This window comes from Streptomyces sp. NPDC001292 (genome assembly GCF_042896465.1).
Taxonomy (GTDB): Bacteria; Actinomycetota; Actinomycetes; order Streptomycetales; family Streptomycetaceae; genus Streptomyces.
In genome coordinates this window covers 1-21,779 of sequence record NZ_JBIAXG010000032.1, presented here as the reverse complement: position 1 = coordinate 21,779, position 21,779 = coordinate 1, and the positions used below count along the sequence as shown (strand labels likewise).

At 72.7% G+C, this 21,779-nt stretch carries 22 protein-coding genes; 13 read left to right on the top strand and 9 right to left on the bottom strand.

What is annotated here, in order from left to right; genetic code table 11:
• The first annotated feature begins 54 nt into the window (after positions 1-54).
• Complete coding sequence (locus ACFY4A_RS28650; protein WP_390832234.1) at positions 55-1,878, top strand: hypothetical protein; 1,824 nt, start codon at positions 55-57, stop codon at positions 1,876-1,878.
• A gap of 250 nt (positions 1,879-2,128) precedes the next feature.
• Here ACFY4A_RS28650 and ACFY4A_RS28645 read toward each other — a convergent pair whose 3' ends face one another.
• On the bottom strand, positions 2,129-2,542 hold the full coding sequence (locus ACFY4A_RS28645; protein ID WP_390832233.1) for a VOC family protein: 414 nt from the start codon (positions 2,540-2,542) through the stop codon (positions 2,129-2,131).
• 241 nt (positions 2,543-2,783) lie between these two features.
• Between ACFY4A_RS28645 and abc-f the strand changes: the two genes are divergently transcribed.
• The 8 genes from abc-f to amaP all read left to right on the top strand — a co-directional run bounded on the left by abc-f (position 2,784) and on the right by amaP (position 8,374).
• The gene (gene abc-f, locus ACFY4A_RS28640; RefSeq protein ID WP_390832232.1) at positions 2,784-4,382 is read left to right on the top strand and encodes a ribosomal protection-like ABC-F family protein; all 1,599 of its coding nucleotides are present in this window, start codon (positions 2,784-2,786) and stop codon (positions 4,380-4,382) included.
• Between the two features lie 335 nt (positions 4,383-4,717).
• Positions 4,718-4,939 carry a helix-turn-helix domain-containing protein gene (locus tag ACFY4A_RS28635; protein ID WP_029385158.1) on the top strand — a complete coding sequence of 74 codons (222 nt, stop codon included), beginning with the start codon at positions 4,718-4,720 and terminating at the stop codon, positions 4,937-4,939.
• Between the two features lie 129 nt (positions 4,940-5,068).
• Positions 5,069-5,872 carry an enoyl-CoA hydratase/isomerase family protein gene (locus tag ACFY4A_RS28630; protein ID WP_390832231.1) on the top strand — a complete coding sequence of 268 codons (804 nt, stop codon included), beginning with the start codon at positions 5,069-5,071 and terminating at the stop codon, positions 5,870-5,872.
• A 79-nt stretch (positions 5,873-5,951) separates the two neighbouring features.
• Positions 5,952-6,443, top strand: a complete 492-nt coding sequence (locus tag ACFY4A_RS28625; protein ID WP_390832230.1) for an Asp23/Gls24 family envelope stress response protein — start codon at positions 5,952-5,954, stop codon at positions 6,441-6,443.
• A 107-nt stretch (positions 6,444-6,550) separates the two neighbouring features.
• Positions 6,551-6,736 (top strand): hypothetical protein, encoded by a 186-nt coding sequence (locus ACFY4A_RS28620; protein ID WP_361411228.1) that lies wholly within the window; start codon positions 6,551-6,553, stop codon positions 6,734-6,736.
• A 6-nt stretch (positions 6,737-6,742) separates the two neighbouring features.
• Entirely contained in the window at positions 6,743-7,117 is a 375-nt protein-coding gene (locus ACFY4A_RS28615; RefSeq protein WP_390832229.1) for an Asp23/Gls24 family envelope stress response protein, read from the top strand.
• Positions 7,114-7,791 (top strand): DUF6286 domain-containing protein, encoded by a 678-nt coding sequence (locus ACFY4A_RS28610; protein ID WP_390832228.1) that lies wholly within the window; start codon positions 7,114-7,116, stop codon positions 7,789-7,791. The genes ACFY4A_RS28615 and ACFY4A_RS28610 overlap by 4 nt, the downstream gene beginning before the upstream one ends.
• A gap of 4 nt (positions 7,792-7,795) precedes the next feature.
• Complete coding sequence (gene amaP / locus ACFY4A_RS28605; RefSeq protein WP_390832227.1) at positions 7,796-8,374, top strand: alkaline shock response membrane anchor protein AmaP; 579 nt, start codon at positions 7,796-7,798, stop codon at positions 8,372-8,374.
• Between the two features lie 36 nt (positions 8,375-8,410).
• Here the strand turns inward: amaP and ACFY4A_RS28600 are convergent, their stop codons facing one another.
• The 4 genes from ACFY4A_RS28600 to ACFY4A_RS28585 all read right to left on the bottom strand — a co-directional run bounded on the left by ACFY4A_RS28600 (position 8,411) and on the right by ACFY4A_RS28585 (position 11,577).
• A complete protein-coding gene (locus tag ACFY4A_RS28600) occupies positions 8,411-9,166 on the bottom strand; it encodes an SDR family oxidoreductase (protein WP_390832226.1) in 756 nt (251 codons plus the stop codon).
• A gap of 262 nt (positions 9,167-9,428) precedes the next feature.
• The gene (locus ACFY4A_RS28595) at positions 9,429-10,229 is read right to left on the bottom strand and encodes an SURF1 family protein (protein ID WP_390832225.1); all 801 of its coding nucleotides are present in this window, start codon (positions 10,227-10,229) and stop codon (positions 9,429-9,431) included.
• 49 nt (positions 10,230-10,278) lie between these two features.
• The gene (locus ACFY4A_RS28590) at positions 10,279-10,512 is read right to left on the bottom strand and encodes a hypothetical protein (protein WP_390832224.1); all 234 of its coding nucleotides are present in this window, start codon (positions 10,510-10,512) and stop codon (positions 10,279-10,281) included.
• 78 nt (positions 10,513-10,590) lie between these two features.
• Complete coding sequence (locus tag ACFY4A_RS28585; RefSeq protein WP_390832223.1) at positions 10,591-11,577, bottom strand: DEDDh family exonuclease; 987 nt, start codon at positions 11,575-11,577, stop codon at positions 10,591-10,593.
• Between the two features lie 203 nt (positions 11,578-11,780).
• Between ACFY4A_RS28585 and ACFY4A_RS28580 the strand changes: the two genes are divergently transcribed.
• Entirely contained in the window at positions 11,781-12,491 is a 711-nt protein-coding gene (locus ACFY4A_RS28580; RefSeq protein ID WP_390832222.1) for a VIT family protein, read from the top strand.
• A 33-nt stretch (positions 12,492-12,524) separates the two neighbouring features.
• Here ACFY4A_RS28580 and ACFY4A_RS28575 read toward each other — a convergent pair whose 3' ends face one another.
• The 4 genes from ACFY4A_RS28575 to ACFY4A_RS28560 form a co-directional block, all read right to left on the bottom strand.
• The gene (locus ACFY4A_RS28575; RefSeq protein WP_390832221.1) at positions 12,525-13,532 is read right to left on the bottom strand and encodes a CopD family protein; all 1,008 of its coding nucleotides are present in this window, start codon (positions 13,530-13,532) and stop codon (positions 12,525-12,527) included.
• 172 nt (positions 13,533-13,704) lie between these two features.
• Entirely contained in the window at positions 13,705-15,084 is a 1,380-nt protein-coding gene (locus tag ACFY4A_RS28570) for a CoA transferase (protein ID WP_390832220.1), read from the bottom strand.
• A 37-nt stretch (positions 15,085-15,121) separates the two neighbouring features.
• Complete coding sequence (locus tag ACFY4A_RS28565) at positions 15,122-16,654, bottom strand: S8 family serine peptidase (RefSeq protein ID WP_390832219.1); 1,533 nt, start codon at positions 16,652-16,654, stop codon at positions 15,122-15,124.
• 91 nt (positions 16,655-16,745) lie between these two features.
• Complete coding sequence (locus ACFY4A_RS28560) at positions 16,746-18,296, bottom strand: S8 family serine peptidase (RefSeq protein ID WP_390832218.1); 1,551 nt, start codon at positions 18,294-18,296, stop codon at positions 16,746-16,748.
• A gap of 258 nt (positions 18,297-18,554) precedes the next feature.
• Here ACFY4A_RS28560 and ACFY4A_RS28555 point away from each other — a divergent pair, with 258 nt between their 5' ends.
• From ACFY4A_RS28555 to moaA, 3 genes are all read left to right on the top strand, one after another.
• The gene (locus tag ACFY4A_RS28555) at positions 18,555-18,911 is read left to right on the top strand and encodes a DUF485 domain-containing protein (RefSeq protein WP_390832217.1); all 357 of its coding nucleotides are present in this window, start codon (positions 18,555-18,557) and stop codon (positions 18,909-18,911) included.
• Positions 18,908-20,527 carry a cation acetate symporter gene (locus ACFY4A_RS28550; protein ID WP_390832216.1) on the top strand — a complete coding sequence of 540 codons (1,620 nt, stop codon included), beginning with the start codon at positions 18,908-18,910 and terminating at the stop codon, positions 20,525-20,527. Before ACFY4A_RS28555 ends, ACFY4A_RS28550 begins: the two co-directional genes overlap by 4 nt.
• Positions 20,528-20,700: 173 nt before the next feature.
• Complete coding sequence (gene moaA / locus ACFY4A_RS28545; protein WP_390832215.1) at positions 20,701-21,690, top strand: GTP 3',8-cyclase MoaA; 990 nt, start codon at positions 20,701-20,703, stop codon at positions 21,688-21,690.
• Positions 21,691-21,779 lie beyond the last annotated feature (89 nt).

The following is a 21,779-nucleotide window of genomic DNA, read 5'->3' as shown; positions in this document are numbered from 1 at the left end:
CGCCCCGCCCCGCGCCCCCCGGAGGGCACTCCGGCACCCGCGGAGCTGGCCAGAATGGCGCGCTCCCGTCTGGCCGGGGCGGCCCGCGTCGCCCGGTGGGCGGACGCCGCCCTCGGGCCCGGCCGCGGGGGGCCGACCACCGACGACAAGGCCACCCTCTCCGACGCGACCGCAGAAAGGGCGGCCGCCGATCTGGGCCTGACCGCCGCTCAGGTCCGCGCCGACTGGGACACCGCCCGGCTCGCCGGCCTCATCGAGGTGCACGGCGACATCGCCCGGCCCGGCTGGCGGCTGCGCGCCTGGAACCGCGACGACAGCGCCGTCCTGCGCGGCTGGGTGGCCCTCTTCGACGCCTGGTCGCTCGCCTGCCCGGAACCGGAGGGCCACGAGGCGGCCGCCGTCGCCGAGGTCGTCTCGGCCATGCCGCAGGTCCTGTCCTTCCTCCAGCTCTCCGCCGGCCCCGTCCCCGTCGAGCAGCTCCTCGACCTCCTCAGGCAACGCGTCACCGAACTGCGCACCGACCGCTGCGAGGTCCCCTACGACCCCGACGCCGCCCTTGCCGGCCCGGCGCTGGACGGTGCCACGACCGCGGCCTCCGGGCCCCAGGCCGCGGCCGAGGGACCCACCGCCGCACCGGGTGCCGCCCCCGGCCCGGAGACCGGCCTTCGCACGGCCCCCGCCCCCCGGCCCACCGCAGTCTCCGACTCCGACGGTGGTGCCACGTCTGGGGCCTCCGCCTCCGCGGACCCGGCTACCGGGCCCGCCACCGTGCTGGGCGCCGTCCCCGGGCGGCAGACGGGCCTCCGGGCGGCCCCTGCCGTCGGGCCCACCGCCGTCTCCGACCCTGACAGTGCGAAGGCCCCGGCGCCGGAAGGTGCCACGGCCGCCTCCGCGCCTGGCCCCGGTGCCGGTCTCGGCCCGGAGGACGGGGCGTCGGCCTCGGCAATCCACGGGCCCGAGTCCGCCTCGCCGGCGCCCGACGGTGCCGGCGCCGCCGCTCCAGCGTCCGGGGCGCAGGCCCAGGTGCCGGGCGGTCCGGCCGCGGCCGTCTCCGGGGCCGAGGGTGGGAGGGCCCCGGCGCCCGGCGGTGCCGCTGCCGCCGTTCGCGAGGCGGGGGGCGCCGTGGGGCCACTGGCCGATGCCGCCGCCGAGGGCACCGCGCTGGCGCCCCTCCTCGACTGGGCCCTGCGGGCCCTCGCGGCGGTGGGGGCGCTGACCGACGGGGACGGGCAGGCCACACTCACCCCGCTCGGGAGCTGGGCGGTGTGGGTGAAGCTGGAGCAGATCTGCGTGGCCGCGCAGAGCCCCGCCGGGAACATCGAGCAGTCGGCCGAGGACATGCTCCGCGGCTGCGCGCAGCTGCGGCCCAACGCGGCCCGGGCCGAGTACCGCGCCTGGCTCGCCGCCCGGCCCGTCGGCAGCGCCGTCACCGAGCTGCTCGGCGCCGCCCGCGGGGAGGACGCCCTGCTGCGCGGGCTCGCCTTCGAGGCGCTGCGCGTCGTCGGCGCGCCCGCCGAGCCCGACGTACGGGCCGTGCTCGACGAGCCGGCGCTCAGGCCGTACGCCCTGCTGTGGCTCGCCGAGCACGACGGCGTCGACGCGGAGGACGCCCACGAGGTGCTCACCCGCGAGGAGGCCACGTGGCTGTGGGTGGACACCGCCGCCGCGGTCACCGACCACGGCGAGGCCTCGATGCTCGTACGGCACCTGGAGGCCGCGGTGCAGCCCACCGTCCCGATGCTGCTCGACGAGGTGCGCACCGTGGGCCACCCCCGCACCGTGCAGGTGCTGGTCGCGCTCGCCGCCGCGCACCCCGACCCGGCGCTGGCCAAGGCCGTCCGCCGGGCGGCCTTCCAGGTCCACACCGGCGGCAGCTAGTGCCGCGGCAGGCAACGTTCGCCCGTCAAGGAGCGGCGTCCGGTGCGTGCCCTGGGGGTTCCCCCTGCTCGAAGAGCTTGGGGGGTGCCGGCTGGAAGTCCTCGTAGTGGACGTACCTGGGCTTTCACCCGGTGCGGCGAGCGGGGTCCCCCCTTCCCCTCTGCTCGAAGAGCTCGGGGGAGCGTGCCGGGCGTCGCGACGGGGCGAGCGTTGCCTGCCGGAGCACTGGTCTCCCGGGCCGCCGGGGCGGTCAGCCCTCGACGCGGGGGGCGTACGTGCCGAAGCTCCAGATGTTGCCCTCGACGTCCCGGGCCATGTAGTCCCGGGAGCCGTAGTCCTGGTCCGTCGGGGGCATCAGGATCTCCGCCCCGTGGTCCGCCGCGCGCCGGTGGTGGGCGTCCACGTCGTCCACCACGACGTACACCCCCGTGGGGCCCGCGCCGCGCATCGCCTCGTCGAAGCGGCCGCCGCGGCCCTTCGAGCCCAGCATCACCGCGCCGTTGCCCTGCACCAGTTCGGCGTGGTGCACGAGGCCGTCCTCCCCCTCGTACACCACGAGTTCCGTGAAGCCGAAGGCCTCCGTCAGCTGCTTGACGGCCGCCTTGGCGTCCGCGTACAGCAGCGTCGGGTAGATGCTCGGGCGTTCGCCGGCCGTGTCCGCCATGCCGATCACTTCCTCGTGAGTCGGTTCGCACCGAGGAGTCCGGTGCGCCGCCCAGTCTGGCACCGGCCACCGACAACGCCCTGGCGCGAACACCCGGAAAAGCGCTTGCCCACCCCCGTTAGACTGTCCCCCATGGCCATTCTCCTCGCGCATTAGACGGCGGGTACGTCCTCAGCCGCCCACCCGCCACCCCTCCCCCAAGCTCTTCCAGCAGGGGGCACCCCAGCCCTGGAGTCTGTCCGTGATCTCCGCTTCCGGCATCGAGCTGCGCGCCGGTGCCCGCGTCCTCATCGAGTCCGCCACCTTTCGCGTCGCCAAGGGCGACCGCATCGGCCTGGTCGGCCGCAACGGCGCCGGCAAGACCACCCTCACCAAGGTCCTGGCCGGCGAGGGCATCCCCGCCGCCGGCACCGTCACCCGGTCCGGTGAGGTCGGCTACCTCCCGCAGGATCCCCGCACCGGCGACCTCGACGTGCTGGCCCGCGACCGCGTCCTCTCCGCGCGCGGCCTGGACGTGCTGATCCGCAGGATGCGCGAGAACGAGCAGCGCATCGCGACCGGCAAGGGCTCCACCCGTGAGAAGGCGCTCAAGCAGTACGAGCGGCAGGAGACCGAGTTCCTCACCAAGGGCGGGTACGCCGCCGAGGCCGAGGCCGCCACCATCGCCGCCGCGCTCAACCTGCCCGACCGGGTGCTCGGCCAGCCCCTGCACACCCTCTCCGGCGGTCAGCGCCGCCGGATCGAGCTGGCCCGGATCCTGTTCTCCGACGCCGACACCCTGCTCCTCGACGAGCCCACCAACCACCTCGACGCCGACTCGATCATCTGGCTGCGCGACTACCTGAAGACCTACCGCGGCGGCTTCATCGTCATCTCCCACGACGTCGACCTGGTCGAGACGGTCGTCAACAAGGTGTTCTACCTGGACGCCAACCGCGCGCAGATCGACGTCTACAACATGGGCTGGAAGCTCTACCAGCAGCAGCGCGAGGCCGACGAGAAGCGCCGCAAGCGGGAGCGGGCCAACGCCGAGAAGAAGGCCGCCGCGCTCAACGCGCAGGCCGACAAGATGCGCGCCAAGGCCACCAAGACGGTCGCCGCGCAGAACATGGCCCGCCGCGCGGACAAGCTGCTCAGCGGCCTGGAAGCGGTCCGCCAGTCCGACAAGGTCGCCAAGCTCCGCTTCCCGGAGCCGGCGCCCTGTGGCAGGACGCCGCTGACCGCCGAGGGCCTGTCGAAGTCGTACGGCTCCCTGGAGATCTTCACCGACGTCGACCTGGCCATCGACAAGGGCTCCCGAGTCGTCATCCTCGGCCTGAACGGCGCGGGCAAGACCACGCTGCTGCGCCTGCTGGGCGGGGTGGAGAAGCCCGACACCGGCCGGGTCGTCGAGGGCCACGGCCTCAAGCTCGGCTACTACGCCCAGGAGCACGAGACCCTGGACGCGGACCGCACGGTGCTGGAGAACATGCGCTCGGCCGCTCCCGACATGGACCTCGTCGAGGTCCGCAAGGTGCTGGGCTCGTTCCTGTTCTCCGGCGACGACGTCGACAAGCCGGCCGGGGTCCTCTCCGGCGGTGAGAAGACCCGCCTGGCACTGGCGACCCTGGTCGTCTCCTCCGCCAACGTCCTGCTCCTCGACGAGCCCACCAACAACCTCGACCCGGCCAGCCGCGAGGAGATCCTCGGCGCGCTGCGCACGTACAAGGGCGCCGTCGTCCTCGTCACGCACGACGAGGGCGCGGTCGAGGCGCTGCAACCGGAGCGGATCATCCTGCTGCCCGACGGCGTCGAGGACCTGTGGGGCGCGGACTACGCGGACCTCGTCGCCCTCGCTTGACCGAACAAGTGATCAACGGCGTATGGATCATTCGGCCCATCCGTGATCCATCATCTGTGTGAGATCTCCTCGTATCGAGGTGTGTCCTCCATCGATTTCGCGGCCGAGCCCTTATGTGCCAAGGGCTCGGCCGCCGTACGCCGCTGACCAGGGACTTCGCGGAAGAACCCGATCGGCGGTACGGCCACCGAGGCGCGGAAGAGCGGATTCCGCTTGTGGGGATGTGCTCCTGTCGTCACGGGTGGGTCTCACGGACCTTGCCGAATGGGTGGCCATCGGGCCCCGGAGGGGTGATCATGAGGGGACCAGAGCGCACTTCCCATGAGGAGGCACGGGTGGCCGAGACTCTGAAGAAGGGCAGCCGGGTGACCGGCGCCGCGCGCGACAAGCTCGCGGCAGACCTGAAGAAGAAGTACGACGCCGGTGCGAGCATTCGGGCGTTGGCCGAGGAAACCGGCCGCTCGTATGGCTTCGTCCATCGGATGCTCAGCGAGTCGGGTGTCACGCTCCGTGGGCGTGGCGGGGCGACGCGGGGCAAGAAGGCCCCGTCGGCCTGAAACCGCGGGCGGCCCGTCGGCTTTCGAGTGACCACCCGGTCGGTTCTCCGATCGGCCGGATGGTTACTGTGCAGTCACTTATGATGCCCGCAGGGCATCCAGGATGACCGCACCCGTCGGAGGCGCACCATGGCTTCGCCCGAGCACGACCTCGATCCGGTACTCGACAAGGACGGCGTACGGCTCACCGTCGACGACGCGATCGCCACGGTGACGCTGACCAACCCGGCCAAGCGCAACGCGCAGAGCCCGGCTCTGTGGCGGGCGCTCACCGAGGCCGGGCGGCTGCTGCCGGGCTCCGTCCGCGTCGTGCTGCTGCGCGGCGAGGGCAAGTCCTTCTCCGCGGGGCTCGACCGGCAGGCGTTCACGCCCGAGGGCTTCGACGGCGAGCCGTCGTTCATCGACCTCGCGCGTGGCTCCGACGCCGAGCTGGACGCGACCATCGCCGAGTACCAGGAGGCGTTCACCTGGTGGCGGCGCAACGACATCGTGTCCGTCGCCGCGGTCCAGGGGCACGCCATCGGGGCGGGCTTCCAACTGGCGCTGGCCTGTGATCTGCGCGTCGTCGCGGACGACGTGCAGTTCGCCATGCGCGAGACCAGCCTCGGGCTGGTGCCGGACCTCACCGGCACGCATCCGCTGGTGGGGCTGATCGGCCATGCCCGCGCGCTGGAGATCTGCCTCACCGGTCGGTACGTGGGTGCCGCCGAGGCGGTGAACACCGGGCTGGCGAACCTCGCCGTGCCCGCGGACCAGCTCGACGCGACGGTACGGGACCTGGCCGCGGCGCTCCTGGCCGCGCCCCGTGACGCCGTGGTCGAGACCAAGGCGCTGCTGCGCGGTGCCCAGGCACGGTCGTACGAGGAGCAGCGTGTCGCCGAACGCGAGGCGCAGGCCCGTCGCCTGCGGGACCTCGCCGGCGCCGGCGACTGACACCGACGCCGCACCGGGCGCGCGATCGTGCCGGTCCGCCTACCGTGGTTCGGGACGACGACCGAAAGGACGTACGGCGATGACCACGGAACAGGACCGGACGAGGACCCCCGAGGGCGAGCGGGAGGTACCGGAGACCACCGCGACCCGCAAAGCACAGGCGACCCGGCGCGGCCTGGGAGAGCCGGCCACCCGGGGACGGACCACCATCGCCGACGGGGTCGTGGAGAAGATCGCCGGGATGGCCGCACGCGACGTGGTCGGTGTGAGCGCCATGGGCAGCGGGTTCTCCCGGACCTTCGGGGCCGTGCGCGACCGCGTCCCGGGCGGTACGAAGTCGGTGACCCGCGGGGTGAAGGCCGAGGTCGGCGAGGTGCAGACCGCGCTCGACCTGGAGATCGTCGTCGACTACGGCGTGTCGATCATCGAGGTGGCGCGGGCGGTCCGGGAGAACGTGATCGCGTCGGTGGAGCGGATGACAGGTCTCGAGGTCGTCGAGGTCAACATCGCCGTCAGCGACGTACAGCTGCCGGAGGAAGAAGAAGAGGAGGTCGAGCCGCGCATCCAGTGACCCGTCGGCACCACGCCACCGAGGGACCAATCACGCCACTGAGGGACCAATGACGATGGGCGACCGGAAGACGGCCCGGCGACGGCCGAGGAGTTGAGGAGCGCGCAATGAGCATGGCCGTGGTCGGCATGATCGCCGGTATGGCGCTGGGCTTCGCCGGGTACTTCGGCGGCTTCGGCGCCTTCCTGCTGGTGGCGGCCCTGGGCGCCGTCGGCTTCGTCGTCGGCCGGTTCCTGGAGGGGGACCTGGAACTCGGCGACTTCTTCCGCCCCCGTGACCACCGCCGGAGGTGACCCGCGGTGAGCGGTGGGAACAGCGAGCCGGGCACCACCCCGGCCGACCTGCTGCCCGGCGAGCGCGGCGCGACGACGATCGCCGACCGTGTCGTCGCCAAGATCGCCGCGCGAGCGGCCCGCGAAGCGCTCGGCCCCCTGCCATCGGACGCCGCGCCACCGCACGCCACGGTGGTGGTGCGCCACGACGTCGCACGCGTCCGGATCGTCCTCGACCTCGCCTACCCGGCCGACATCGGCGCGTGCTGCCGTGCGGTGCGTCGCCAAGTGGTCGAGCGGGTAGGCGCGTTGGTGGGAATGCAGGTGCCGGAGGTCGCAGTCCGGGTCGAACGGCTGCACCTGGCACCCGCGTACGGCGCGGCACAGGGGAGGACGCGATGAGCGAGCCCCAGGGCTCCGAGGGCACCACGCAGCGCCTGCCGGTCATCGAGAACGAGAAGGACGACACCCTCGGGCGGCCCGCCGCCCCGGACACCGACGGCTCGCCGCCCGTCCAGGACGGCGCGGACGGCCGCAGCGGCCGCTTCTGGTCGGCACGCCGGGTGCCCGCGGGCATCGTCGCGCTGTTGCTCCTGATCGTGGCGGGCGCCTTCCTGTACGACATCGCGGCCGTCCGCGCCGGCCGGCTCGGCCTGGGCTGGCGCCGGGAGCTGGCCCGGCAGCTGGCGCAGCGGCCGCTGGACGACACCTGGGTGCTCGTCGGCGCGGGCGTCACCGCGGTCCTCGGCCTGTGGCTGATCGTGCTGGCGGCCACTCCGGGGCTGCGCCGCCTGCTGCCCATGCGGCGCACCCACCCCGACGTACGGGCCGGGCTGCACCGGGACGCCGCCGCGCTGGTGCTGCGCGACCGGGCCATGGAGATCGCCGGAGTGCGGTCGGTGCGCGTACGGCTGCGCCGCCGCAGGGCCGACGTCCGCGCGGTCGCGCACTTCCGTGCGCTGGAGGAGGTGCGCGCCGACCTGGACACCGTGCTCACCGAGGCGGTCGCGGGGCTGGGCCTGGCCCGGGCGCCCGCCCTGTCGGTGTGCGTCGCGCGGCCCGGGCGGAAGGGGTGAGGACGTGCTCAGGATCGTCAACCGGGTGCTGACCGGGCTCGTCGGGCTGGTGCTGCTGGTGGTGGGCGGGTCGGTGCTCGCCGTGGGGCTGGGCGTACGGCCGCCCTCGTGGTGGATCCACGGCGGCCGGCACGACGTACTGCTGAGCAGCGCCGAGCGGACGCGGTGGCGGGAGGCCGGCTGGTGGTGGCCCGCCGTTCTCGCCGCCCTGGCCGTCCTGGTGCTGCTGGCCCTGTGGTGGCTGGTCGTGGTGGTGCGCCGGCGGCGGCTCGCCGAGGTGGTCGTCGACACCGGGGACGGCGAGGCGGCCCTGCTGCGGGGCCGGGCCCTGGAGGGCGTCCTGGCCGCGGACGCCGAGCAGCCGGACGGCGTCGCCCGCGCCCAGGTCCGTCTGACCGGCCGCCGCGGCGCCCCCAGGACCCATGTGCAGCTCCTCCTGGAACCCCACGTGGACCCGGGAGCGGCCCTGGACCACCTCACCGGCCAGGCACTCGCCCACGCCCGGGACTCCGCCAACCTCACGGCGCTTGTGGCGGAGGTGAGGCTGAGCGCGGTCAGGCACCGTGCGGAACGGGTGAGCTGACCCGCCCGCGGCCCCGGCGTCCCGGCCGCGCCGCGCTCAGAACCCGTGCCGGGCCCCGCCGTCCACCGGCAGCATCACACCGGTGATGTAGGACGCCGCGGGCGACAGCAGGAACGCGGCCGCCCGGCCGAACTCCTCCGGCGCCCCGTACCGCCGCAGCGGCACCCGCGACTCGGCGGCCGCCCGTGTCGCCTCCGGATCCGCGGACAGCGCGTCCAGCTCGCGCACGCGGTCCGTGTCGATGCGGCCCGGCAGCACACCCACGACCCGGATGCCCCGCGGTCCCAGCTCGTCGGCGAGGGACTTGGCGAACCCGGCCAGACCGGGCCGCAGCCCGTTGGAGATGGTCAGCCCCGGGATCGGCTCGTACACGGACCCGGACAGCACGAATCCGACGACCCCGCCCGGCTCCAGCTCGGCCGCCGCCGCGCGGGCGAGCCGCACCGCGCCGAGGAACACCGACTCGAACGCGGCCTGCCACTGCTCGTCGGTGTTGTCAGCGACGAAACCGGCCGGCGGCCCGCCGACGCTCACGAGCACGCCGTGGAAGCCGCCGAAGTGCTCCCGCGCCGCCGCGATCAGCCGCGCAGGCGCCTCGGCGTCCGCGTTGTCCACGGCCACCCCGACGGCGTTCGGGCCCAGCTCGGCCGCCGCCTCGGCGACCCGCTCGCCGTCCCGCCCGGTGATGACCACCTTCGCGCCGTCGGCGACGAGCTCGCGCGCGGTGGCGTTGCCCAGTCCGCGCGTCGAGCCGGTGACGACGTACACCCGATCCTTCAGTCCAAGATCCATGGCCCCTATCCTGCCCGGTCGTCCCGGCACGGGGCGAGGCCGGAGGGGACGTCCAGCGCCTGGGCCTGTCCGGCGGATCGAGTCGGGAGAAAACGGCGGTGGCTGTCAGCCCAGGTGCGCGGGGTTCCGGTGCGTGGGGCTGCAAGGCACAGGAGGGAGTCGACGCGATGGGGGCCCTGCTCGTCAAGAGCTTGGGGGAGTCGGCGACCGACGACAACGCCGCGGATGTGTGTGCCAGACCGGGCGTCACCGACCTGGCCGGTCAGCACACCTCGACCGCGGCGGGTTCCGCCTCCGGCGCCGCTGCCTTCGCCGCCGCCTGCGCGCGCTCACGCGCCTCGCGGCGCAGCAGGACCACCCAGCCGACCGGGATGCCCGCCGTGAACAGCCACCACTGGATGGCGTACGCCAGGTGCGGGCCGATGTCGCCGTGCTCGGGGTCGGGCAGCAGCTGGGGGCTGCCGCCCTGGGACGCGGGCGAGGTGAGCTGGACGTATCCGCCGAGGACCTGCTTCCCGAGCCGCTCGGCCTGCTGCGCGCTGTTGATCAGCATCACCTGGCGGTCGGGCAGGCCCTTGACGTCCTTGATGCCGCTCTCCGCGGTCGTCTCGTCGGGCATCAGCCGGCCGGTGACGGTGATCTCTCCGCGCGGGGGCGCCGGGATCTTCGGGAACGCCGTCTGCGAGGCGTCCGCGGGGACCCAGCCCCGGTTGACCAGGAGGATCCTGCCGTCGTCCAGGACGAAGGGGGTCAGCACGTGGTAGCCGACATCGCCGTCGGCGTTGGTGCGGCGGCGCACGACCTCCTCGTCCGCGGTGTCGAAGTGCCCCTTGGCGGTGACCCTGCGGTACAGGTCGGCGTGCTTGACCGTGGCGCCGGGCGAGGTCAGCGACTCGGCCGGCACCGGCTGCGCGGCCAGTGACTCGGCGATCACCTTGTTCAGCGCGACCTTGTGCTCATGGCGGTGCAACTGCCAGAAACCCAGCCGGATCATCGTCGGGACCAGCGCGATCGCGACGACGGTGAGGATCACCCACTGGCGGGTCAACAGGAAGCGGTACACCCCACGACGGTACCTCTGCGGCCGTGGGGTGTTTTCGGCAGGGGTGTCCTCAAACGCGGTCGACGATTCCGACCCTCCCCTCGGCGCGGGCGCAGTGCGCCCCGCAGTACCAGTGGCCCTCGGCCTCGACGCCCTGACCGATGATCTGGACACGACAGTGCTCGCAGATCGGTGCCATGCGGTGGATCGCGCAGGCGAAGCAGTCGAAGACGTGCACCGATCCCTGGGCGTGCACCTCGAAGGTCATTCCGTAGTCATTGCCGCATACTTCACATCTCGCCATGCGCCACAGGGTGAGCCGTGGCCGCAGCGCGGGCGAGCGGACCGTGGGCGAGTCGCCCGGTAATCACCCGTACGCCCGTCAGCGGCTCTCCGCCGGTTCCACGTCCCCGAGCAACTGCCCGAACGCCGCCTCGTCCACCACCGGAGTGCCGTACTGGCGTGCCTTGACCGCCTTCGACGTGCCCGAGTCCGGGTCGTTGGTCACCAGCAGGCTGGTGAGCCGGGACAGGCTGGTGGACACGTGCAGCCCGGCCTCGGTGGCCCGGTCCTCCAGCAGTTCCCGGTCGGTGGAGGTGTCGCCGGAGAAGGCCACCCGCATGCCCTGCTTGAGGCGCTTGCCCTCCTCGTAGCGGCCCGGGTTGGGGTACGGGCACGCGGGCCGTTTGCGTGAGGGGCGCCAACTGCCCGAGCGGTAGCCGCCGTAGCCGCCCGACTGCTGCCGGGGCACCGGCCGGTCCGACCACTCCGTCAGCGGCCGGCACTCCAGCAGCGGCAGCCGCACCCCGCCCGCCGCCGCGGCCCGCAGGCTCGGCCGGAACGCCTCGGCCAGCACGCGCGCGTCGTCCAGCGCGTGGTGCGCCCGCTGCTGCACGACGCCGAAGTGCGCCGCCAGCGACTCCAGCTTGTGGTTGGGCAGCGGCAGGTCCAGCTCCTTGGCGAGCGCGATGGTGCACAGCCGCTGCCGCACCGGCGCCTCACGTTTCGCGCGCGCGTACTCCCGCGCGATCATCTGCCAGTCGAACACCGCGTTGTGCGCGACGAGCACCCGGCCCGCCAGCCGCACGGCGAACTCCTCCGCGATGTCCGCGAACAGCGGGGCGCCCTCCAGGGCCTCGCTCGTCAGTCCGTGGATCCACACCGGCCCCGGGTCCCGCTCGGGGTTGACCAGCGTGTACCAGTGGTCCTCGACCTCGCCGCGCGCGTCCAGCCGGTAGACCGCCGCGGAGATGATGCGGTCGTCCCGGGCCAGGCCGGTGGTCTCCACGTCAACGACCGCGTATCCCTTCGGATACGCGGCCGGCCACGGTGTGGGGGACAACCCTGCGAGCGTGCGGTCTTCGAGCATGGTCACTGAGGATACGGGTCACGACTGACAGCCTCGCCCACCGGTCGCCCCGCGGAGCCGGTGAACGGCCTCCGGCAGGACCGGGGGCGTGCCTGACGGGACATCAGGGCCGTGCGCCCGGCGGCGGAAGCCCGAGCGGGCAGGGCCCACCGGAGCCGAGCGGTGCGGGGACAGGGCGGACGAACCGTGCGATCCTCCGTCCTGTGACGGAACCAACGCATGACGAGGCGCACGGCGGCGCGCTCGGCGCGCGGCTCAACTGGCTGCGGGCGGCCGTCCTCGGTGCCAACGACGGCATCGTGTCCACCGCCGGACTCGTCGTCGGCGTGGCCGGTGCGACGGGCTCCCGTTCGGCACTGCTGACCGCGGGACTGGCCGGGCTGCTCGCCGGTTCGATGTCGATGGCGGCGGGGGAGTACGTGTCGGTGTCGACCCAGCGGGACTCGGAGATGGCCGCGCTCGCCATGGAGAGACGGGAGCTGCGCGAGGAGCCCGAGGCGGAGCTGCGGGAGCTGACCGACCTGCTCCAGGCGCGCGGACTCTCGCTTGACGTGGCCAGGGAAGCGGCGGAACAGCTCACCGAGCGGGACGCGCTGCGGGCACACGCGAGCGTGGAGCTCGGCATCAACCCCGACGAGCTGACCAACCCGTGGCACGCGGCCGGGGCGAGCTTCCTGGCGTTCACCGTGGGCGCGCTGCTCCCCCTGCTGGCGATCGTGCTGCCGCCGGCGGCCTGGCGGTTGGGCGTCACCGTGCCGTCCGTCCTGGCCGCCCTCGTCCTCACCGGCTGGAGCAGCGCTCGCCTGGGGGCGGCCAGGCCCGGCCGGGCGGTGCTGCGGAACGTGGCCGGCGGGGCGCTGGCCATGGCGGTGACCTATGTGGCGGGAACCTTGCTGGGTGCGGTGGGGGTCTGACCCACCTTCGCGCACCGGGCCGGCCGAGTCCGTTCACCAGCGGATCGGCAGCGGCAGCGCCGTCAGCAGTCCGGACACCGTGACGACCGCGCCGAGGACGGCGACCTCGGCCCGCGCGGGGGCGCACGCGGTCAGCGGGTCGGGTGCCCGCCGCAGCCGGATCCGGGCCCACAGGGCGAGCAGGGCGACGCCGGCCACGAGGATCACCTTGGCGAGCAGGGTGCGGCCGTAGGCCGTCGCCGTCAACTGGTGCAGCACCGTGTCCGCCGGCATCCGGCGCAGCGCGCTGCACACACCCGTCGCGGTCACCCCGGCGAGCGCGGCGGCCGCCACGCGCGCGTAGCGGCCCAGCAGAGCGGCACCCGCGGCCGCCCCGCGCCACAGTCGCAGCGTGCGCAGCACGTGCAGCAGACCGCCCACCCACAGCGCGGCGCAGACCAGGTGCACGACGGTCAGCGCGGAGCCGAGGCGCGGGGTGCTCTCGGCCCCGGGGTGCGTGCGCAGCGCCTCGGCCACGACCACCGCGGCGAGCGGCCACAACTGCGTCGCGGGGCGCCGGGAGACCGCGCACAGGCCGGTGACGAGGAACGCGTTGACCTCCAGCAGGGCCAGTGCCCCGTCCCGGGTCCGGTGGAGGCCGCCCAGGTCGATCTGGGCCGGGTCGTGCGGCACCAGGTTGCCGGTGGCCACCACGGAAGCGAGGCCCAGGGCGGCGAGGAAACCGGCGGCGGCCGCGTAGAGGGCCCAACTGCGCGGAAGTTCGGCCGGGGCCCCGGGCAGGCGGGCGGCCGGCCGGTTCACGAACAACTCGCCGACGGGGACGCAGACCGCCGCGAACAGCACTGTCCGCAGGACCGCTGTGCCGCCGACGCCGGGGGCCGCCGCCTCCCCGGTGCCGTGCAGGGCGGCGGACGGACCGAGCAGGGGTATGAGCGCTGCGAGCGCCACCAGGACGAGGACGGCGACGGTCCGGACCGTCGCGCCGCGCCGCCCCGTCCCTCGTGCCTCCTCCGTCCCGGCGGCCGGTCGTATGAGCGTCACGCAACGATCTTCGCCAGCCACCCCGAACGGGGCAAGCGCGCGCGACCAAGTGGGGGAGCACGGTTCCGCCCACGCCGTCTTGCCGCGCCCCGTCCCGGCGACTTCGCGCGCTCCGTCCCGGGCGACACCCGGCGTCACGTGCCGTCAGGTGCCCGCGCGCCGCCCGTCTCGGTCAGACCCAGCGTGGCGCGGCCGCGCCCCAGGGCTCCGGCGGCCGGGACCAGCCGGACGGGGCGTCGGTGAAGGCGACCGGCGAGCGTGCGTGGCGCAGACGGCCGATCCGGCTGGTCGTCTCGCCGAGCCAGGGGCCGGGGCTGTCGTACGCGGAGCCCTGCACGGCGTTCGCCGCCGGGATCGGCCCGGCACCGGTCCGCGTCAGCCAGGACGCCGTGCGTGCCAGGGACAGCCGTACGACCCGGGTGCCGCCCTCCTGCGTCTGCTCGGTCAGGGCGCGCAGCACCGCCGCCGCCAGCAGATAGCCCGTGCCGTGGTCGAGGGCCTGCGCGGGCAGGGCGCCGGGCTGCTCGGGCGAACCCTCGATCGCGGCGATGCCGGTGGCGACCTGTACGAGGCTGTCGAAGCCCCGGCGCCCGCCCCACGGCCCGTATCCGCCCCACGCCGACAGCCGTGCCACGACCAGGCCGGGCCGGCGCTCGGCCAGCGCCTCGGCAGAGAGCCCGAACCGGTCCAGGGCTCCCGGCCGGTACCCGGTGACCACGACGTCCGCCTCGGCGAGCAGTTCCTCGAAGACCGCCCGGTCCGCTGCGAGATCCAGCGTCGCCGACCGCTTTCCGAACCCGGTGTCCGTGTGCAGGTCGGTCGTCTCGGGCAGGTCCGGCGCGTCCAGGCGCAGCACGTCCGCGCCCAGCAGGGCGAGCGTGCGGGTGGCGACGGGACCCGCGAGGACCCGGGTCAGATCGAGAACACGCAGTCCGGCGGCGGGCAGCAGGGGAGCGCTCGGCACCGGCGCGAGTACGCGCGCGTGTGCCTCGTCCAGCCGCTCCCGCTCGACCAGCGGCCGGGCGGCCACCGCGGCACCCTGCTCGTGCGCGGCCCATTCCTCGGGGGTGCGCAGCGCGACGGCGAGGCCTCCGGCCGCGTACACGGCCTCCTCGACCTCCCGCGCGGACCGCCCGGCGAGCACGGACGCCACCCGGTCCACGTCGTCCTGCACGTCCAGCGCGCGGAGCAACCGCTCCCTGTGGTGCGGGTAGTTGGCGTGCGTACGCACCCAGCCGTCCGCCGTCCGCCAGAACCGCGACAGCGGCGCGAAGGCGACGGGCGCCTTTCCGCCCACCCGCAGGTGCCGCTCGCTCGCGAAGGCCGTGGCCACGGCGCCGTCGTCCCCCCGAACCGCCGGCACCGCGGCGAGCCCCGCCCGCCGTGCGCCGAGTTCGGCGGCGGCCAGGGCGCAGACACACACGCATGTGCGTGCCAGATCCCGTACGGGAAGGCGCGCCGGAAGCGCGCCTTCCCGCTGCACGGTGGTGACCCGCGACAGGAGGGCGGGATCGCCGCCCAGCGCGGACCACGCGAAGGTGTTGTCAGTCATGACCGCACTATGCAGGGCTGACCGACATCTCCCGTGTCTACTTGGTCACGGCGTTGAGGGCGTTGACGACGCCCTCGCCGTAGAAGGCGTTCTTGCCGTCGCCGCCCTGGCACACGGCGTCGATCTTGCCGTCGCCGTTGATGTCGTACGGGGCCGTGCACTCCTTCTTGTCGGCACCCTGGGCCAGCAGCTCCTTGACCTGGTTCGGCCTGGCCTCCGGGTGGGTCGACTTGATGAGCGCGGCGACGGCGGCGGCGTGCGGCGAGGCCATCGACGTGCCGGCCATGTAGCCGTACCCGCCGCCCGGCAGAGTGCTGTAAATGCGGCCGTCGGTGGCGGGAGCGTCGGGCGCCTGGTAGCGGGTCGAGTCGCCGCCGGGCGCGGCGATGTCGATGACGCCCTGGCCGTAGTTGGAGAAGGACGACTTGATGCCCTTGGCGCCGACGGAGGCGACCGTGACGACGCCCGGCAGCTGCGCCGGGATGTCCAGGCACTTCTTCGGGTCGATCGTGCGGGTCGTCTCGGTCGAGTCGTTCGGGCTGACCACGTCGAGGATCGACTTGCCGGCCAGGTCCCAGTTGTCGTTGCCTGCGGCCGCGACGTTGACCGTGCCCTTGCCCTCCGCGTACTTGGTGGCGCGCGACACGGCCTCCACCAGAGCCTTCTGGTCGAGGTCGTCCCCGCAGTTGAACTGCCACGGGTCGGTGTAGTAGCTGTTGTTGGTGATGTCCACGCCGTGCTCGGCGGCCCAGACGAAGCCGCAGACCACGGCCTCCGTGTAGAACCAGCCGCCGGGCGTCGACACCTTGATGCCGGACACCTTCACACCCGGGGCGACACCGACGACGCCCTTGCCGTCCTTCGCGGCGGCGATCTCACCGGCGACGTGCGTGCCGTGCGGGCTCTCGCCCTTGTTCGGCCGCCAGGCACCGTCGGCCGTGTTCGGCTTGCCCGACACGCAGTTCACGGACGCCGCCCGGTCGAAGTTGTGCTCGAGGTCCTCGTGGGTGTCGTCCACACCGGTGTCGATGACGCCGACCGTGACGTCACGGCTGCCCAACGTGACCTCGTGGGCCTTGTCCGCCTTGATCATCGGCAGGTCCCACTGCAGTCCCTGCAGCGGCTCCTGACCGGGGGTGGCCGCCTCGGCCACCGCCTGCATCTCCGCGTCGGTGAGCACCTCCGGTGCCCACATCTCCGTGGTCCTCTGCGGGGACAGCGGAGCGGTCCGCGTGGCACCGGCCGACTCGACCCCCTGGTTCTTGCGTATCTCCTTGGCGAAGCCGGCGTTCTTCGAGTGGACGACGATGACGCCGATCTGGTCGTAGGCGATGACGACCGAGCCGCCGGCCTCGCCGATCGCCTTCTGCACGGCCGCGGAGCTGTGCCCGGCGCGGACGTTGACGACGTAGCTCAGCGCGTCCCCGTCGGCGGCGGAGACGCTCTGCGCGGCGGTCACCTGCGGACCGTCCTCGGTGGCGGACGCCACGTTCGGCAGGAACGCGAGAGCGGAGGCGACGGCCATGCCGAGCGGGATGGTGACGGTACGCCGGGTGAGGCGAACGCTCATGTGGACTCCAGTGTTTCGAACCATTGCAGTGCGGCATGCGACACGCATGCGAAACGTGGGGGGAGTATGTGGAAGTGACGGGCCGTGCCGGTCACTTGACCGCGTGGAGCGCGTTGACTACGCCGAAGCCGTAGAACCCGTTGCGGTACTTGTTGCCCTCGCAGAAGGACTCGACGGTGCCGTTGCCGTCCGGGTCGTAGGGCTCGACCGGGCATCCGGGGTTGTCCGCCTGGGCCTTGAGCAGGGCCTGCAACTGGGCGGGCGTGGCCTTCGGATGCGTCGACTTCAGCAGCGCCGCGACACCGGCGACGTGCGGGGCCGCCATCGACGTTCCCTGCAGGTAGGCGTACTCGCCGTTCGGCATCGTGGACAGGATGCGGCCGTTGCCCGACGGGGTGCCGGGGATCTGGTACCTGTCGCCGCCCGGCGCGGCGACGTCGATGACGCCGTCGCCGTAGTTGGAGTAGTACGACTTGAGGTTCTGCACGCCGGTGGCGCTGACCGTCACCACACCCGGCAACTGCGCCGGGACGTCGAGGCACTTCCCCGGGTCGATCGTGCGGGTCACCTCGGTCGAGTCGTTCGGGCTGGAGGTGTCCTCGATCGCCTCGGCGGCCAGGTCGTGGTTGGAGTTGCCCGCCGAGGCCACGTGCAGGGTGCCCTTGCCCTGCGCGTACAGCTGAGCCCGGTTGACGGCGTCGAGGATGGCCCTCTGGTCCGCCTCGTCGGGGCAGTTGTACTTCCACGGGTCCACGTAGTAGCTGTTGTTGGTGATCTCGACGCCGTGGTCGGCGGCGAACACGAAGGCGCAGACGACGCTCTCGGCGTAGAACAGCTGGTCCTCGTCCGGCTGGGCGACCGTGATGCCCGCGACCCGCACACCGGGCGCCACGCCCGCGACCCCGATGCCGTTGCGGGCCGCGGCTATCTCGCCTGCCACATGCGTGCCGTGGTAGTGGTCCGCGTCCACCGGCCGCCAGGAGCCGTACGTGGTGTCCGCCTTGCCGCTGACACAGTTCGCGGACTGGGAGGGGGAGAAGTTCTGCTCGAGGTCCTCGTGGGTGTCGTCGACGCCGGTGTCGATCACGGCGACGGTGACCTCCGGGCTGCCCGGGTTGATCGCGGCGGCCTTGTCGGCGCCGATGGCCCGCAGGTCCCACTGCTCGTCCTCGAACGGCTCGAGGGGTACCGAGCCCTTCTGCTGCTGCGCCGTCCCGGCGGCCTTCTCCAGCTTCGCGACCTCGGACTTGGACAGGTACTGCGCCGCGCCCTCGTCCGTGGTCCCGGACGCGCTCAGCGGCGCGGTGCGGGTGGCACCCGCCGACTGCACCCCGCGCACTTCGCGCATCTGCTTGCCGAAGTCCGGGTTCGCGGAGCGGACGACGATGACGCCGATCTTGTCGTACGTCATGACGATGTTCCCGCCGGCCGCGGCGATCGCCCGCTGTACGCCGGCGACCGTCTGACGGTCCGTCGTGGTGTTGACGACGTACGACATGGTGGGCGCGTCCTTCGCCTCCGCCGCCGAGGCCGCTCGGGGCGCCGCCGACGCCGCCGAGGGCAGGAAGCCGAGTGACGCGGTCAGCGACAGCGCGACCGGTACGGCCAGGGCGAGGCGGCGTCTGGAACGCAGATGAGCCATGGGGTCTCCACATCATCCGGGTGCAGACCTGCGGGGCTACAGATGGCAGCACAGGCAGGTACATGACGGGTCGTGAAAGCTGAAACTATCTCGCCGCCTTGCTCACCAGCAATGACTTGGCAATGACTTGTTCAGGCCGGTTGCGAAACAACCAACAGGACTTGAACCGGTCACCGCGTGGCGCCGTGGACCTTGGGCGGGGAACCCGAGCACGATCGGGCCCCTGCCCAACCGCATCCGACACGCGAGGAGACCGAAGTGGCCACCGAGACACCGCCACCCTCGAAGACCCAGGCCCCACTCCCGACCACCGAGGAGTTCGTCGCGGTGCGGGACAGCGCGGAGTTCGGTGAACTGCGCCGTTCCTACCGATCCTTCGCCTTCCCGCTGACCGTCGCCTTCACCGCCTGGTACCTGCTGTACGTGCTGCTCTCCAACTACGCCGGCGGCTTCATGGGCACCAAGCTCTTCGGCAACATCAACGTCGCACTCGTCCTGGGCCTCGCCCAGTTCCTCACCACGTTCCTCATCGCCTGGTGGTACGCGCGGCACGCCGCCGCCAAGCTCGACCCCAAGGCCGAGGCCATCAAGTCCCGGATGGAGGACGCAGCATGAGCCCCGCGATCACTCTCGCCGCCGGAGAGGCGAGCGAGCACCGGCCGCTGATCATCACCCTGTTCGCGGTGTTCGTCGTCGCGACCCTCGTCATCACCGTCTGGGCCGGCCGGCAGACCAAGGACGCCGCCGACTTCTACGCCGGCGGCCGGCAGTTCACCGGCTTCCAGAACGGCCTCGCCGTCTCCGGCGACTACATGTCCGCCGCGTCCTTCCTCGGCATCGCCGGCGCCATCGCGCTGTTCGGCTACGACGGCTTCCTGTACTCCATCGGCTTCCTCGTCGCCTGGCTGGTCGCCCTGCTCCTGGTCGCCGAACCACTGCGCAACTCCGGCCGGTACACCATGGGCGACGTACTGGCCTACCGGATGCGCCAGCGCCCGGTCCGCACCGCGGCCGGCACCTCCACCATCATCGTGTCGATCTTCTACCTGCTGGCCCAGATGGCCGGCGCCGGCGTCCTGGTCTCCCTGCTGCTCGGCATCACCAGCGACGGAGGCAAGATCGGCATCGTCGCGCTGGTCGGCGTGCTGATGATCGTCTACGTCACCATCGGCGGCATGAAGGGCACCACCTGGGTGCAGATGGTCAAGGCCGTGCTGCTCATCGCCGGTGCCCTGCTGCTCACCTTCCTGGTCATGCTGAAGTTCAACTTCAACATCTCCGACCTGCTCGGCGAGGCCGCCGCCAACAGCGGCAAGGGCAGCGCCTTCCTGGAGCCCGGACTGAAGTACGGCGCCACGGGCACCACCAAGCTGGACTTCCTCTCCCTCGGCATCGCCCTGGTCCTCGGCACCGCCGGTCTGCCGCACATCCTGATCCGCTTCTACACCGTCCCCACGGCCAAGGCCGCCCGGAAGTCCGTGATCTGGGCGATCGGCCTGATCGGCGCCTTCTACCTGATGACCCTCGCGCTCGGCTTCGGCGCCGCCGCGCTCATCAAGTCCGACGAGATCATCGCCTCCAACAAGGCGGGCAACACCGCCGCACCACTGCTCGCCCTGCACCTCGGCGGAGTCGACTCCAACTGGGGCGCCATCCTGCTGGCCTCCATCTCCGCCGTCGCCTTCGCCACGATCCTCGCCGTCGTCGCGGGCCTGACCCTGGCCTCGTCCTCCTCCTTCGCCCACGACATCTACGCCAACGTCATCAAGAAGGGCACCGCCTCCGAGAAGCAGGAGGTGAACGCGGCCCGCTGGGCGACCGTCGGCATCGGCGCGGTCTCGATCGTCCTGGGCGCCCTGGCCCGCGACCTGAACGTCGCCGGCCTGGTCGCGCTCGCCTTCGCCGTCGCCGCCTCCGCCAACCTGCCCACGATCCTCTACAGCCTGTTCTGGAAGCGGTTCACCACCTCCGGAGCACTGTGGTCGATCTACGGCGGCCTGGTCACCGCGGTCGGCCTGGTGCTGTTCTCGCCGGTGGTGTCGGGCAAGCCGACGTCGATGTTCCCCGACGTCGACTTCCACTGGTTCCCGCTGGAGAACCCGGGCCTCATCTCGATCCCGGTCGGCTTCCTGCTCGGCGTCGTGGGCACCCTCCTGTCCAAGGAGACCCCGGACGACGCCAAGTACGCCGAACTGGAGGTGCGCTCCATGACGGGCACCGGAGCGCACTGAGTGCCCACCCGTGCAAGGCGGCCGCGTCGCGGGGATCGTAGGTCCCTACGACGCGGCCGTGCCGTATCTCGTGACTTTGGGCGCTGTCGTTGTCAGCGGTGTCACGTAGGCTCGCAGATGACGAGAACTTCGAGTGGTACGCCACAGGGATCCGCGACGAGGGAGGGGGCCACATGCTCATCGACACCTACGGCCGGGTGGCCACCGATCTGAGGGTCTCGCTGACCGACCGGTGCAACCTGCGCTGTACGTACTGCATGCCGGAAGAAGGCATGCAGTGGCTGGCCAAGACGACCCTGCTCACCGACGACGAGATCGTCCGCCTGATCGACATAGCCGTCACCATCCTCGGCATCACGGAGGTCCGCTTCACCGGCGGCGAACCCCTGCTGCGCCCCGGCCTGGTCGGCATCGTCGAGCGGGTCGCGGCCCTGGATCCCCGTCCCCGGACGTCCCTCACCACCAACGGCATCGGACTGAGGCGCACCGCGACCGCCCTGAGGAGCGCGGGCCTGGACCGGGTCAACGTCTCCCTGGACACCCTGCGCCCGGACGTCTTCAAGGCGCTCACCCGCCGGGACCGGCACCACGACGTCATCGAGGGCCTCGAAGCCGCCCGTGAGGCCGGCCTGACCCCGGTGAAGGTCAACACCGTCCTGATGCGCGACCTGAACGCGGACGAGGCCCCGGACCTGCTGGCCTGGGCGGTGGAGCACGAGTACGAGCTCCGCTTCATCGAGCAGATGCCCCTGGACGCCCAGCACGGCTGGAAACGCGAGGGCATGGTGACCGCGGCCGAGATCCTCGCCTCGCTGCGCACCCGCTTCGCGCTGACCCCGGAGAGCGCCGAGGAGCGCGGCTCGGCCCCGGCCGAGCGCTGGATCGTCGACGGCGGCCCGCACCGCGTCGGCGTCATCGCCTCCGTCACTCGCCCGTTCTGCGCGGCCTGCGACCGCACCCGGCTCACGGCCGACGGCCAGGTCCGCACCTGCTTGTTCGCCACCGAGGAGACCGACCTGCGCGCCGCCCTGCGCTCCGGCGCCTCCGACGAGGAGATCGCCCGCATCTGGCGGGTGGCGATGTGGGGCAAGAAGGCGGGAGCGGGCCTGGACGACCCGTCGTTCGTCCAGCCGGAGCGTCCGATGTCGGCGATCGGCGGCTAGGGCGTGTTTCGAAAGTAGCGCCGTCCGCCCGGAGGGCGGGCCCCGCGGCGTCTGGTGCGGTGCATCGCAAGGCGGAGGGTCGTCCGCGT

Coding starts and splice junctions, on each gene's coding strand:
- ACFY4A_RS28650 (WP_390832234.1), top strand. CDS start 55: ATGGCGCGCTCCCGTCTGGCCGGGGCGGCCCGCGTCGCCCGGTGGGCG.
- ACFY4A_RS28645 (WP_390832233.1), bottom strand. CDS start 2,542: ATGGCGGACACGGCCGGCGAACGCCCGAGCATCTACCCGACGCTGCTG.
- ACFY4A_RS28630 (WP_390832231.1), top strand. CDS start 5,069: ATGGCTTCGCCCGAGCACGACCTCGATCCGGTACTCGACAAGGACGGC.
- ACFY4A_RS28625 (WP_390832230.1), top strand. CDS start 5,952: ATGACCACGGAACAGGACCGGACGAGGACCCCCGAGGGCGAGCGGGAG.
- ACFY4A_RS28620 (WP_361411228.1), top strand. CDS start 6,551: ATGAGCATGGCCGTGGTCGGCATGATCGCCGGTATGGCGCTGGGCTTC.
- ACFY4A_RS28610 (WP_390832228.1), top strand. CDS start 7,114: ATGAGCGAGCCCCAGGGCTCCGAGGGCACCACGCAGCGCCTGCCGGTC.
- ACFY4A_RS28600 (WP_390832226.1), bottom strand. CDS start 9,166: ATGGATCTTGGACTGAAGGATCGGGTGTACGTCGTCACCGGCTCGACG.
- ACFY4A_RS28590 (WP_390832224.1), bottom strand. CDS start 10,512: ATGGCGAGATGTGAAGTATGCGGCAATGACTACGGAATGACCTTCGAG.
- ACFY4A_RS28585 (WP_390832223.1), bottom strand. CDS start 11,577: ATGCTCGAAGACCGCACGCTCGCAGGGTTGTCCCCCACACCGTGGCCG.
- ACFY4A_RS28570 (WP_390832220.1), bottom strand. CDS start 15,084: ATGACTGACAACACCTTCGCGTGGTCCGCGCTGGGCGGCGATCCCGCC.
- ACFY4A_RS28565 (WP_390832219.1), bottom strand. CDS start 16,654: ATGAGCGTTCGCCTCACCCGGCGTACCGTCACCATCCCGCTCGGCATG.
- ACFY4A_RS28560 (WP_390832218.1), bottom strand. CDS start 18,296: ATGGCTCATCTGCGTTCCAGACGCCGCCTCGCCCTGGCCGTACCGGTC.
- ACFY4A_RS28550 (WP_390832216.1), top strand. CDS start 18,908: ATGAGCCCCGCGATCACTCTCGCCGCCGGAGAGGCGAGCGAGCACCGG.
- moaA (WP_390832215.1), top strand. CDS start 20,701: ATGCTCATCGACACCTACGGCCGGGTGGCCACCGATCTGAGGGTCTCG.